9 protein-coding genes and 1 tRNA gene are annotated in these 12,417 nt (G+C 62.0%); 4 read left to right on the top strand and 6 right to left on the bottom strand.

What is annotated here, in order from left to right; genetic code table 11:
* Positions 1-69: 69 nt before the first annotated feature.
* Positions 70-864 carry a GntR family transcriptional regulator gene (locus H7I87_RS05750; protein ID WP_014379118.1) on the bottom strand — a complete coding sequence of 265 codons (795 nt, stop codon included), beginning with the start codon at positions 862-864 and terminating at the stop codon, positions 70-72.
* 78 nt (positions 865-942) lie between these two features.
* Here H7I87_RS05750 and H7I87_RS05745 point away from each other — a divergent pair, with 78 nt between their 5' ends.
* On the top strand, positions 943-1,371 hold the full coding sequence (locus tag H7I87_RS05745) for an NUDIX hydrolase (RefSeq protein ID WP_041787014.1): 429 nt from the start codon (positions 943-945) through the stop codon (positions 1,369-1,371).
* A 68-nt stretch (positions 1,372-1,439) separates the two neighbouring features.
* On the opposite strand, the gene H7I87_RS05740 is transcribed toward H7I87_RS05745, so the two are convergent.
* From H7I87_RS05740 to H7I87_RS05730, 3 genes are all read right to left on the bottom strand, one after another.
* Positions 1,440-2,039 (bottom strand): TetR family transcriptional regulator, encoded by a 600-nt coding sequence (locus tag H7I87_RS05740; RefSeq protein WP_041787015.1) that lies wholly within the window; start codon positions 2,037-2,039, stop codon positions 1,440-1,442.
* 156 nt (positions 2,040-2,195) lie between these two features.
* Positions 2,196-3,086, bottom strand: coding sequence for an alpha/beta fold hydrolase (locus tag H7I87_RS05735; protein ID WP_041787016.1), 891 nt, complete (start codon positions 3,084-3,086; stop codon positions 2,196-2,198).
* Positions 3,087-3,158: 72 nt separating this feature from the next.
* The gene (locus H7I87_RS05730; protein WP_196766655.1) at positions 3,159-6,236 is read right to left on the bottom strand and encodes an MMPL/RND family transporter; all 3,078 of its coding nucleotides are present in this window, start codon (positions 6,234-6,236) and stop codon (positions 3,159-3,161) included.
* A 790-nt stretch (positions 6,237-7,026) separates the two neighbouring features.
* On the opposite strand from H7I87_RS05730, the gene H7I87_RS05725 reads away from it, so the two are divergent.
* Positions 7,027-7,722, top strand: coding sequence for a TetR/AcrR family transcriptional regulator (locus H7I87_RS05725; protein ID WP_014379124.1), 696 nt, complete (start codon positions 7,027-7,029; stop codon positions 7,720-7,722).
* Positions 7,723-8,155: 433 nt separating this feature from the next.
* On the opposite strand, the gene H7I87_RS05720 is transcribed toward H7I87_RS05725, so the two are convergent.
* Positions 8,156-8,527: a hypothetical protein gene (locus tag H7I87_RS05720; RefSeq protein WP_044059196.1), complete on the bottom strand. Its 372-nt coding sequence runs from the start codon at positions 8,525-8,527 to the stop codon at positions 8,156-8,158.
* 107 nt (positions 8,528-8,634) lie between these two features.
* Entirely contained in the window at positions 8,635-10,104 is a 1,470-nt protein-coding gene (locus H7I87_RS29135) for a rolling circle replication-associated protein (protein ID WP_014379125.1), read from the bottom strand.
* Between the two features lie 173 nt (positions 10,105-10,277).
* Here H7I87_RS29135 and H7I87_RS05710 point away from each other — a divergent pair.
* Positions 10,278-10,345, top strand: a tRNA-Phe gene (locus H7I87_RS05710).
* A gap of 929 nt (positions 10,346-11,274) precedes the next feature.
* On the top strand, positions 11,275-12,417 hold a 1,143-nt coding region (locus H7I87_RS05705), incomplete at its 3' end, for an IS256 family transposase (RefSeq protein ID WP_264002611.1).

Raw genomic sequence — 12,417 nt, 5'->3', positions numbered from 1 at the left:
CAAGTTGAGGGTACATAGTCGTCTAGAGGAGTGCAACGGGCGACGCGTGATTCGTGTGAGACTTTGCGCTCAGCGGGCCGGGAACTCGTATTCGAGCAGGTAGGCGGAGGCCACCTTCACGGTGTCGCAGACCTCCACCGCCACGTCATCGGTGTCGTAAGCGGTTCGCAACACCGTAAGCACCGGAACTCCTGAGTCAAGCTCCAGCTGCCGCCGTTCTTCAGGAGTGGGCATCCGAGCGGCGACTTCTTCAGTGAAGCGAGCAAGCACATGACCGTGCTCTTCTAAGCGCGCGTAGATACCACCGGGTCCGGTATCCAGCTGCTCGATCCTCGTGCCTTCGGCAAATGCCGCCGGAATGTACGAGACGGCCGTCTCGACGGGTCGCCCATTCGCCAGGTAACGCCTCGATCTCACGACAATGTCATCGCCGTCTGAAACTCGAAGGCGCTCAGCCACAAACGAATTCGGCCTCTCTCGGCTCACAACGATGTTGTCCACCTGCGGCGCGAAATCGGATTTCTCCGCCTCGACGGTAAATGCAGCCTTGCCCTCGGCGCGGTGCTGTCGTGCGAATCGATCAGACGCTAGTCTGCGGATTCGAGGTTCCGGGCGGACGAACACCCCGCGGCCGTGTTGTGAGATGACCAATCCGTCGGAACGAAGCTCCTGCACCGCTTGTCTTACAGTCATGCGCGCTACACCGAAATGTTCGATCAGTTCCGCCTCGGACGGCAGTCGCTCCCCGGGTGCGAGCCGATTGGAACTGATCGCCTCTCGCAGTATGCCCGCGATTTGCCGATATGGCGGTTTGTCATCGCCTCGATCGATTTGTCCAAGTTGCAGCACCCGCGAGCCTTCCATTACATGTCTAGACGACTAGTCTAGGAAGCCAGTCAACCCGTGTCACCTCCGACGGCATCGAACAATGGAGACCGAACGATGGGAACCACTCCTAAACACTCAGTCAGTGTCGCCGGCATCGTCGTACGTGGCGATGATCGCATTCTCGTGATCCGGCGAGATGACAACGGCCACTGGGAAGCCCCCGGTGGCGTACTCGAACTGGACGAATCCTTCGAGGATGGTGTGCGGCGGGAAGTCCTCGAGGAAACTGGATTGAAGGTCACGGTGCAACGTCTTACCGGCGTCTACAAGAACCTCAAGCAGGGGATTGTCGCGTTGGTCTACCGCTGCAGTCCTGCCGCTGGCGACACGCACCCGACTGCCGAAGCCCGGGAAGTCCGTTGGATGGCGAAAGAAGAAGTTCAGTCTGAGATGAGCCCTGCTTTCGCCGTGCGCGTTCTGGACGCATTCGACGAATATCCGCACTCGCGTGCCCACGATGGAGCCAACGTTCTTTCAGAGTAGAGACTGTGACGGGGCCACATTGCGTTTAGCCGGCCAACCGTATGCCCCGAGTTCAAAGCGGTCTACTTTCAATCGAATCCAGCCAACGTGACTCTCAAAGCTTCTTTCAACTGAACGTGCAGCGGTGGCTTCGTTTCAGTGTCTGAGCTCAGCCAGCGCCGAAGTATGAATTGTGCGGTGGCCAAACCCGTGTGGACCAGCAGCGAGGGACGGATGTCGGATGCCGCATCGACGCCCATCCTTGTGGCGACGAGTTCGACGAGCTTGCGGTCATCGTTGTCGCTGATCAGTACCGATTCGCTCAGTAGGTGGGGGGCGGTCAGTATGGCTCGTTGCCAGTAGTGCGGGTTCGGATTGGTTTTGTCCCAGGCGGTTTCGGCAAACAACGCGATCAGCGCCTCGGCTGCCGATTGGTCCGACGGCTGAGCGCCGTAGGCACCAACGATTTCGGCGACCGCCTGCCGCAACGGCGCGACAAGAAGGTCGTCCTTCGTAGGCGCGTAACGGAAGTAAGTACTGATGGATATCCCGGCACTGGCAGCGATGTCCTCAGTGGTCACAGCAGCAAATCCACGTTCGGCAAAAAGTTGGTGCGCGGTGCCCTGGATCTGCGAGAGCAACTCGGCACGGCGTCGGTCCCTTAACGAGCCAGTATTTGCGGAGGGCATGACATCGCCTTCGTCAATCCGACATTCCCAGATGCTTCCTGAGTTATGGTACGAACAGTAGCGTAGCGAAACCAACAGTACTAGGGGGGTTCACTTGCTGGTCTCGCAGTGTTGGGGGCCCAGCAGGCGACGCGGGTTTCACGGGAAAAGACCGTCTCACAAAAATACGCGGCGGTCGAGGAAGTCGGTGACAGCGCTGGTGAAGGCGTCGTTGTCGTCGCCGGCAACCATATGACCTGTGCCCGTCACGTCAGTTGTTTCGGCGTGCGGGACGAGTTCGAGGAATTCGTTGACCGTTTCCTCGGAGACGACGTCTGAAAGCGCGCCCCGCACTAACAGCGTCGGGGCCGTGATTCGACGTGCTCCTTCGGCGAGAAACCCGCTGATCGCCTCGAACTCCTCGGTGTCGGTCATGAGTTCGCCTTGCAGGACATCGAAGTTGGAGCTGATGAAGGCTGGGTCCCAGCGCCAGACCCATCGACCGTCGCTACGTTGGCGCAGAACTTTGTGCAGACCGTCGAGATTTTCGGGTCGCGGTCGGCGCGGGTTGTATTCGGCGATGATGTCGGCGGCATCGGTGAGTGTGCCGAAGCCGTCGGGGTGGGCGGCCATGAACGACACGATGCGACGGGCCCCGTGGAACTCCATCCTCGGGGTGATGTCGACGAGAATAACGGCTGCCCACAGCCCGGCTGGGGCCAGCAGGTGGGTTGCCAGGATGGTTAGCCCACCCAGCGACGCGCCAACGAGGGCAGGGGGACTCTCGGTGCCGACGTGTTCTCGAACCGAGAGCAGATCGGCGACGAACTTTTCGACGTCGTATTGTCCGCTCGGGTCCCAGTCGCTGTCGCCGTGGCCGCGGGTGTCGTACGCGATGACGGTGTAGCCATGGGCGTGGAGGCGACGAGCTGTGGTGGCCCAGGCGTGGCGGTTTTGGCCGCCGCCATGGAGGAGCAACACCACGGGACCAGTCGTGGGGTGCCGGTAGCAATCCGCCACGAGAGTGATGCCGTCGCGCGTGTGGATGCGCTCCTGAGTAAGTGTCATGTAATCCGCGCCCCTTTGGGCGCAAGGTCCACGCCCGTCACGCTGCGTTGTCCCTCAGGTGACATGTCATCGTCAGCGTGCTCTGGCGCGCGGGGCCAAGGGCTTCCGTTGAGGCCACCAGCTGGCCTCACCGAGCAATGTGGCGATCGCGGGAACCGTGAGGGTGCGGACCACGAAGGTGTCCAGGAGTAGGCCGCAGCCGATGATGAGTCCGGCTTGGAGCATGATCGCGACGGACCCGACCATAAGGCAGAACATGCTGGCCGCGAAGATGAGCCCGGCCGAGGTGATGACTGAGCCGGTGTTCGCGACCGTGCGCAGCACGCCGACGCGAATGTTGTGAGCGGATTCCTCGCGTAGCCGCGAGATCAGCAGCATGTTGTAGTCGGCGCCCACCGCGACCAGGATGATGAACGCCAAAAGCGGAACGGGCCAAGCGATTTGCTTGCCCAGGCCGTATTGGAAGACCAGTGTGCCGATGCCCAGTGCGGCTGCGTAGTTGAGTACGACCGTACCGAGCAGGTAGAGCGGGGCCACCACGGCACGTAGCAGAACGACGAGGGTCAACCCGACGATGACGAGTGTGGCGATGGCCAGTAGGTGAAAGTCGGCCGACAGGAGGCGCTGGATATCGGAATTGACGGCGGGGAAGCCGGCCATCGATATCCGGGCGTGAGCCAGCGAGGTGTTGGGGCGTGCGGCATCGGCAACGTGCGTGATCTTCTGCGCGAGATCCATCGCTTCGCTGCTGTAGGGGTTGTAGCTAGATTCGATGGCGAAGCGCGCGGTCTTGCCGTCAGCGGATAGAAAGTGCTTTGCCACATCGGAGAACTGGCGATTCTCGAAGGCGTTAGCGGGAAGGTAGAAGCCGCTGGAGTTGTCCGAACCGGCGCTGGATCGCGCGGAATTCTGTAGCTGGGTGGCGATCTGACTCATGCCGGACAACATTTCGATGTTGCTGTCGGCGAGGGTGTGCACACCGGTGGCTAGGGCTTGTGCTCCCGACGCGAGCTGGCTGATGCCGTTTTGAAGGCGGCCGATGTTGCCGGCCATGTCGGCGGGATCGCCAAGCGCTCCGAAGGCCTTGTCCAGCGAAGTGACTGTGCGCTGCAGGTCTGCCACGGTGCCGCCTGCATTATTGGCATCGGGCTGGTACAAATCGCCGAGGTCGGCGAGCTGGCTGAAAAAGCCGCCATCGCGCAAAGTCACCAAGATCCGTACCTGGTCGCGGATCTGGGCACACTCGGGGGTGGTGGCACACCAGGGGGAGGTGTTGAGCGCACCGACCAGCGGGTCGATGGTGGCGATCGCTTGTTGGGCTTGTTGAGCTTCTTGGCGTAGCCCGGGCCCGGTTCGAATAGCTTGGTCGACGGTCGGTGTGGTAGCCGAAAGCTGCTGCAGCAGCTGGCGAAAGCGCTGAAATTGTGGCCCGCTGGACTGGGCTTGGGTAAGGATCCCGGTCAGCGGAGTCAGCGCCGTGCGCAGGGTGGTGTCAAGTTGCGCCAGGCCGCCCGCGAGTTGGTCGGCGCCACCGGTGAGTTTGGTGAGATCGGTCTTGTGGGCGTCTCCTTTGGCGACGGCATCGGCCATCTTGGTGCCGATCTGGCCGTTCTGCCAAGAAAGCTGTGCCTGGTCCAGTCGCGCCCCGGTAGGCCGGGTGACGCCGGAAACTTTGGTGACACCTGGCAATTGCGACACGCGAGACGCCATTTCGTCCAGGTCGGCCAGGCTTTTACCGGTGCGCATATCGGTCGGTGATTCGACGACCATGAACTGCGTGATAACGATATCTTTGCGAAAGTGCCTGTCCAGCAGATGATAACCCTCGTTGCTGGCGGTCGTTTCCGGCTGGCCTTGACGGTCGTCATAGCTCATGCGCATGGTCAGCGCCACAGCAGCTAGCCCTAACACGAGAGCCAGGCTGGCGGCCAGCAATGGGCCGGGCCGGCGGACTACGGCCACCGCGATCCAGTTCCAGTAGCGGCGTGTGCGGTCGGCTTTGGGCTCGCCGATGCCGCGTTTAGCGGCCAGCGCCAACACCGGTGGGAACAACGTCACGGTGGCCGCGACTCCGACGAAGACGGCTATCGCACACGCTGGGCCCAGCGCGCCAAAAACGCTCAGCTTTGCAAACACCATGGCCAAAAATGCAAACGCCACAGTCGCCGCGGAGGCCAGGATTACGCGCCCGATGGTGGCGGTCGCATTGATCACCGCGAGGTCGGGCGAGACCCCCTGGCGGCGTTGCTCGTGATACCGGCTGATCAAAAACACCGAATAATCGGTGCCGGCGCCCAACAGAATCGCCGTCATGAACGCGATGGTGAATTGCGACACCGGCATCCCCGCTTCGCCCAGCCCCGAGAGCACTCCGCGCCCTACCCCAAGACTGACGCCGATAACCACCAGTGGCAGCAACGCGGTAAACAATGACCTATAGATGACCAGCAAAATCAGCGCAATCAGCCCCGCGGTCACCACAGAAATGACAATCAAATCCTGCTCAGCCGAATCAATTTGATCGCTGAACGTCGCGGGAGGGCCGGTTACGCGAACCGTCGTGGACGTACCGTTAAACGACTGGGCGGCGATAGCGCGCACCACCTGGACGGATTCTGCCGCCTTCGGATCGCCGAGTGTGCCCGCCACCCCGACCGGCAGATACCATGCCTTGCCGTCCTGGCTCACCGCCTGACCGGCAGTAACCGGGTCGGCCAACAGATCCTGAACCAGTCGCACATGCTTGGAATCGGCACGCAACCGCGAAACCATCGCGTTGTAACGCTGACGCACCGGCGCAGTCAGGCCCGTCGGGTCCTCTACCGCGACGAAGACGGTTGTCTTGGATCCCTGCTCGCCGAATGCGATCCCCATCCGGTCCACGGTTTGCAGCGAGGGCGCATCAGGAGGGATGAGATTCACCGACTGCTGCTTTACGACGATCTCCAATTGCGGGAACAGCACGGCTAAGACGCCGGCAGCCACCACCCACGCGGCGATGACCAGAACCTTGTGCCGGATACTGAACCGCGCTAAGCGGGCAAGCCGGTCGCTGTAAACGCCCTCACCAGCGGTGACCTTGCGGAGTTGTTCCCGGACCGGCCGACTCAAGGTCGCCACGCCCGACGAAACCCACCCGGTATCTACCATCCCCCGTCTCCGCTACGTTGAAAGAAACTAACGGTATCGCAACAGTACTACCGGTACCCTTTCATGGTGTCGGTGAAACTGCTACCGACAGGCGTGCCCATTCCACTGCGGCGGCACCGATCGGCCCTGGCGCTCGACCTCGATGTCCTGTCGCCGGTTCCGTACCTCGGATACGTCAGTACGTAATCCATTGGTATGCAGATCATTTGACGTTGGGCATGGGTCATCGCTGGCTGCTGACAAGCTCACGAACGCCGTAGGCGAAATGCCAGCCGGGAACTCAGCCTGATCGGCTCATCGCGAACATGATCGTGCATTTCCCGACTCATCAGATCGTCGTCCAGGTACGAGCAAGTGCGAGGGGGATAGTGACGTGGACGAACGCGGCCCTGGTCGACCGGGCGTCCTTGGTGTGTGCGCTTGGCAATACCGCGACTGGCCAGCCGGATATCCCGAACCGCACGCCTCCAGAGGTGGGTTTTCGTCAGCGAAATCGGCACATTCATCAGGATTTGACGTCTTTCGTCCGTGAGGTCGCCGCGCCGAGGCAGAAGCTGGATCCTTCGATAGCCACGCGGCCGGCCGACTGGGGGCAGCACCGTCGACTCCCCCGGGTCCCGAACCGCTCGACCGGTTGCCTGATCACCAATCCTCCTTCGGTGCTTGGCCTACACCGCCAAAGTGTACTCATAGTATCGCTACGATACTACTAGTATCGTTCGACGGATTGAATGGCTTCCCCGGTGCAATTCGCTGCGGGCCAGGTTCGTGGGGGGTTTACGGTGACTACGTGGAGCGTGACGCCGAAACCTCGGTAGATGAAGACGACGACGTCGACCCACGCCGCCTTCGGTCACGGACCCGATTGCTGGATGCGGCGACTAAACTCCTCAATGCCGGTGGCATCGAAGCCGTCACCATCGACGCGGTCACCAAAGCCTCCAAGGTCGCACGCACCACGCTGTATCGGCACTTCACCAGCTCCACCCAACTGCTGGCCGCCACATTTGAACGGCTGCTACCGCAGGTCACCCCACCACCTGCTACGGGATCATTACGCGACCAACTGATCGAGCTGTTGAGCCGACAGGCGACCCTCTTTCAAGAAGCGCCGCTGCACGTCACCACGCTGGCCTGGGTCGCGCTCGGGCCAACACCGGACGGCACAGAGGAAACCTACGATCGCAACGCGCTCCGAACACGGATCATCGACCACTACCGCCAACCGTTCAACAGCCTCCTAGAAGGCCCTGAAGCCCGAGCCGGCCTCGACGACTTCGATCTAGAACTGATCCTGTGCCAACTCGTCGGCCCGGTGGCGTTCGCTCGACTCACCGGGCTGCGCGCAGTCGATCGCCGAGATTGTGAACGTATAGTCGACGATTTCCTCACCGCGCACCGCCGCCCGGCAGACACACCCCCTTCGCGGCCCTCGGCCCGGAAATCCTCGTCCGGCATAAGCCATTCCGATCAAGGCGGCAACTAGCTCGGCAGACGGTCGACGATGCATAGCCCGGATCGGGCTCGCGCACACTGCGCAACTAAAAAGTGTCAACGGCAAGCGAAAACTGATCAGCTTGCCGCGCAGTGGTCAGTATTCAGTTGCCGCCGACAAAAAGTCGATTCCCAGTCGGTATGCGGGCCCGCAGGGCACGAAACGCTATCCGCGCCAGCGACGCATCGAGACAGAAGTGAACGACCCGATCGAAGTGCGGCGTGACGGTAGGTGTTCACCCCGATGTCAACCACAGGACCGGGAACACGCGTTCGCCACGATCGGACAAGCCGGAAGGCAGCAGCACCGAATCACCGGGATACATCATGCTGTCATGCACATCGCATCACACCGGCGTTGGGGGACATCCACCCTCAGCGACCCACGTGTCTTTCGTGGCCAGCTTAAGAGCAGACTCATTGCCTCAGTCAGCATCAGTAACACGTTCGGCGCCAGCGGCTTTTAGCAGCTGGTCGCGCGCTTCATGAAGCCTATCGAGGGCGCTCTTCAAGTCGAGAGCGGCGTCGGCCAATTCAGAGCGGGCCGCCGGGTCGCCGTGTGAAGCAAGGCTCGCGGTCGCCGACGTGAGCGCCCTAACGTGGCGCATGACATCAATGGTGTAGCGAGCGGTCCGCATCGCGGTGGCACCCTCGGTTCGCTGGAGATGATCTCTCATGAGACCTAGCCAATCATCGATCGTGTATCGATCGAAGTTGTACATCGCGTTGAGCACCCAGCGTTGCCAGGCCGGTGGGCGTTGTGATGACGTCCGGAGCAGGACCGGAGGAGTAACCATGATCGAAATTTTAGGGCGCGAAACCGGCGTTTTCGACGGTCAGAATAAAGAATGTATGACGTGACGAACCCGAGTGCGCATTGTGGCAATGGATGAGTTCGGCTGCTTTATCTAGGTGACGCCCCCGACACTGCGGCAGCTAGGTTGGACGCAAAAGCCGGACCGTCATTCACTAGTGCGTATCCGCCCGCGAGGCCTCCTTGGCTGCAGAAGGCTCGTCGTCGGCGCACCCTCCGGAAGGTCACGACGCCCGTGTACTGACCAACGCGGGGGACCAGGCGAGTGGCCGTGCGCGGCACGACGGCGGTGGGGAAGCTGCTGCCGGGATTGCCGTATATCGCTTGGCTACGTGACCAGCGTCGCACGATCCGGCGCGCAGCCAGGTATGCGTCCTGAGCTACCTCTACAACCGCAATGGCCTTCTTGAGTCCGCAGACACCCCAGAATCGGCCGGGTCCGCGCCCAGGTTGCTGCCACAAATTGGGCACGATATGCTGATATTCCTTGTCGCCGTTGATGTTTGGCGATGAGTGTTTGGTGAAGTAGATAGCCAGGCGTTTCGGGTCACACGCACGTAATCCGTTGCGAACATCGATGGCCGTGCCAGCGAGCAAATGGCGCTCGCGCTGCTCGGGATCCGGATGGCCGACGATCTCCGCCCATTCGCGCGAGAGCCAGTCGCGGAATTTGACGCCGGATCGGCCTACCGCATGCGGCGGAGCCATCCAGAGGTGAATGTGCGGAGCGCCGCGGCGTTGAAATTCCAGCTTCCAGATGTAGCGGGCCGGTTCACCCCATTCCCGTTGAAAACGTTTGCGCCACAGCATCATATGCCGCTTTACGCTAGCCCCATCAGGTGCTACAGATTCCCAGTCGCCGGGGTAGGTCAAGGTGACCATTGCAGGGACACGGTCGCACTCCACCAGTGGCGTGTAGTCGAGCTCGGCGAAGGTGCGACACATTGCCGCGCGCGACTTGCGAGACCATTCGGTGATCGCACGGGCTGCCGAGTCGGGAATGTTGCGACCGGCCTCAATGCGATCAACCTCTGCCGTCACATCGAGGCGGTGTCGTTTGACTGCACGCTCAGATGCCTTTTCCGGACGCACCGGGTTGGTCCAGCCGAGTCGGACTACACCGGGGCCGATCGTGATCCGAAATCGGCCGGACTCAGGTTCTACGCCCAGCCGGCCCCGCCCTCGCGCCCACGGCCCCGCCGGTTCAAAGAGTGCTGCCGCCGAGGCCACCAGCTCGGGCCTTGGGAACCGCAGTCCGAGGGCATCTGCCGCCGATAACTGCGCATCAACACCGCCCTCGGCGGCATCGCGGACACTTTTGGCACATATAACAAGCCCGTTGGTCCCAGCCGGAACACGGCCTACGCCGCTCCCGCCGTCCGACCGACCGCTACCGCTCTCGCGCCCTGCGGCCCTGGCGGCCTCGGGCACTCGCGGCCTCCCGGCGTCCGCGGCTCCGTCCGTGTTCCGGCTGGCCGTTCGGCTTGTGTCCGGCCGAAGAGTGGGTCGCTCCGCGGTCGTGCTCGTTGGACGGGCGGTCGACCTCGTGATGCTGGGCATCGCGCATCTGCTCCCCGGGAGCCCTCGGCGCGCATCACTGAGTGAAGGGCGATGAAGGGGTCCCTGTCGGGAGTGCTGTCACCGTGTCCGGTTTGTGTCCGATCGTCGGACGGGCAGCCTGCGTCAGACGCGCTCAGCGCGCCGCATTTGACGCATGAACGACGTTAAACCGCAGGCCAGTGGCCATTCCGTCCGCCTGAAAAGCGGAAGGTCGGCGGTTCGATCCCGCCCCTGGCCACCAGGTTGTTTATGCAGGTGAGAAGCGTATCAGGGTGTGAATGTGGCGCCGGGGAGACGGCCACGCGGTCCTGTTGTAGGGCCATATGGGGCCAGGTTGGGGCCACACGATGTGGTTCATGTCTGACGGAAGGTCAGCCAGCGAGTCAGACGCATGGCGATGTCGTCGAATTGCTCGTCGGCATAGGTGTCGGCGATCACCGTGATTCCGGTATGGCCCATCGCCCTCCGGCAACGGTTTGAGGTCGGCGCTGGCCCTGCGTGAGAAGCGACGTGGACACCACATTGTTGTGGTCGGCAAGGGGGACATCAGCAGTGAATGTGCAGTTGTATTCTGAGCGCCACGGGAGTCTCGCGCCTGAACTCAAGAAACAGCGAGACAAGTGAACGGACTGATCCCTCTATCCGAGGTGCGTGGTGGGTTCCGCTATTCACCCGCCGCGAACCAGATCGAGATCGACGGTGCGCGCGCCCATAGTGGGTTAGCTACCGCCCCAACCTGATTGGCGCAGCGGACCCCAATCTTGTCCAATACTGATCGGTCTTTCGCCAGCAGCAGCTGACATCACGCGGTCCAAGTTGCCACCACCTACAGCACGATGAAACCTAATGCAGCACAGAGGGAACGATATGCAGAACCCTGTGGGCAAATCGCCGCATGCGAATCCGCCGTATTTCTGCGGGTCCGGTGGGGGAACGTCCCGGGGCGTGGTGTAAATAGTGGCGGCGTGTCGGTGCTGATGTAGAGGGCCATCGCGTGAGTCTCTGTGGTGAAACGACCAAGGATCACTACCGAGAGGAACATCGCGATGGCCGGGGAACGTCCCGGGGCGTGGTGTAAATAGTGGCGGCGTGTCGGTGCTGATGTAGAGGGCCATCGCGTGAGTCTCTGTGGTGAAACGACCAAGGATCACTACCGAGAGGAACATCGCGATGGCCCTGGANCAGTCTGCCTTGCTGGAGGTGCTGGACGCATTACGCAATGCCGATGCCGCTGATCGGATCAAGCAGGCCGCCGAGACGATTNATCAGGCACTCATCGATGCGGAGCTGACGGCGGTGATCGGCGCCGGTCCGCATGAACGGAGCGCATCACGAACCAACCAGCGCAANGGGTCTCGGCCGCGCACACTGTCGACGATCGCTGGCGATTTGGAGTTGCGGATTCCCAAGCTTCGGTCGGGCTCGTTCTTCCCGGCGCTGCTGGAGCGGCGCCGCCGGGTCGATCAGTGCTTGTTCGCGGTGGTGATGGAGGCCTATTTGCACGGCACCTCCACCCGCAAAGTCGACGATTTGGTTAAAGCCCTCGGCGCGGACGCCGGCATCTCCAAAAGCGAGGTCTCCCGGATTTGCGCCGATCTGGACACCGAGGTAGGCGCCTTTCGGGACCGGCCTCTATCCGAGCAGCACTTCCCGTATGTGTTCCTCGACGCCACTTACTGCAAGGCTCGGGTCAATGACGGACGCCGTGAAGTGCTCGGCTTCGACGTCGGTGACTCCGAGGACGGCGCGTTTTGGACGGCGTTTCTGCGCTCACTGAAAACCCGCGGCCTGTCCGGGGTGCAGCTGGTGATCTCTGATGCCCACACCGGGTTGCGCAGCGCCATCGAGGCCATCCTCATCGGCGCATCTTGGCAACGATGCCGGGTGCACTTCCTGCGCAACGTGCTCGCCCAGGTGCCCAANGGATCAGCCGAGATGGTCGCCGCAGCGATCCGCACCATCTTCGCCCAACCCGACGCCGAACATGTGCGAGAGCAACTCGACACCATCGCCGGCATGCTCGGCCGCCAACTGCCCAAGGTCGAAACGATGCTGCGCGAGGCCGCCGACGACATCACCGCATTCGCCGATTTCCCTGTCCTGCACTGGAAAAAGATCTGGAGCACCAACCCCCTCGAACGACTCAACAAGGAGATCAAACGCCGCACCGACGTCGTCGGCGTCTTCCCCAACCCCGCCGCGCTGCTACGGCTGGCCGGCTCCGTTCTCGTCGAAGCCCACGACGAATGGCAAGTCGCCGAAAAGCGCTATCTCTCCGAGACCACCCTGGCCCTATTACATCCCCGCTCCGAT

Origin of the sequence: Mycobacterium timonense (genome assembly GCF_025821985.1) — a bacterium.
Taxonomy (GTDB): Bacteria; Actinomycetota; Actinomycetes; order Mycobacteriales; family Mycobacteriaceae; genus Mycobacterium; species Mycobacterium avium.
This window is presented reverse-complemented; position numbering and strand designations above follow the sequence as displayed.

Excerpts from the sequence above, each read along its gene's own strand:
- H7I87_RS05740 (WP_041787015.1), bottom strand. The coding sequence starts at position 2,039 with ATGCCCTCCGCAAATACTGGCTCGTTAAGGGACCGACGCCGTGCCGAG.
- H7I87_RS29135 (WP_014379125.1), bottom strand. The coding sequence starts at position 10,104 with ATGCCCAGCATCACGAGGTCGACCGCCCGTCCAACGAGCACGACCGCG.
- H7I87_RS05730 (WP_196766655.1), bottom strand. The coding sequence starts at position 6,236 with ATGGTAGATACCGGGTGGGTTTCGTCGGGCGTGGCGACCTTGAGTCGG.
- H7I87_RS05720 (WP_044059196.1), bottom strand. The coding sequence starts at position 8,527 with ATGGTTACTCCTCCGGTCCTGCTCCGGACGTCATCACAACGCCCACCG.
- H7I87_RS05735 (WP_041787016.1), bottom strand. The coding sequence starts at position 3,086 with ATGACACTTACTCAGGAGCGCATCCACACGCGCGACGGCATCACTCTC.
- H7I87_RS05745 (WP_041787014.1), top strand. The coding sequence starts at position 943 with ATGGGAACCACTCCTAAACACTCAGTCAGTGTCGCCGGCATCGTCGTA.
- H7I87_RS05750 (WP_014379118.1), bottom strand. The coding sequence starts at position 864 with ATGGAAGGCTCGCGGGTGCTGCAACTTGGACAAATCGATCGAGGCGAT.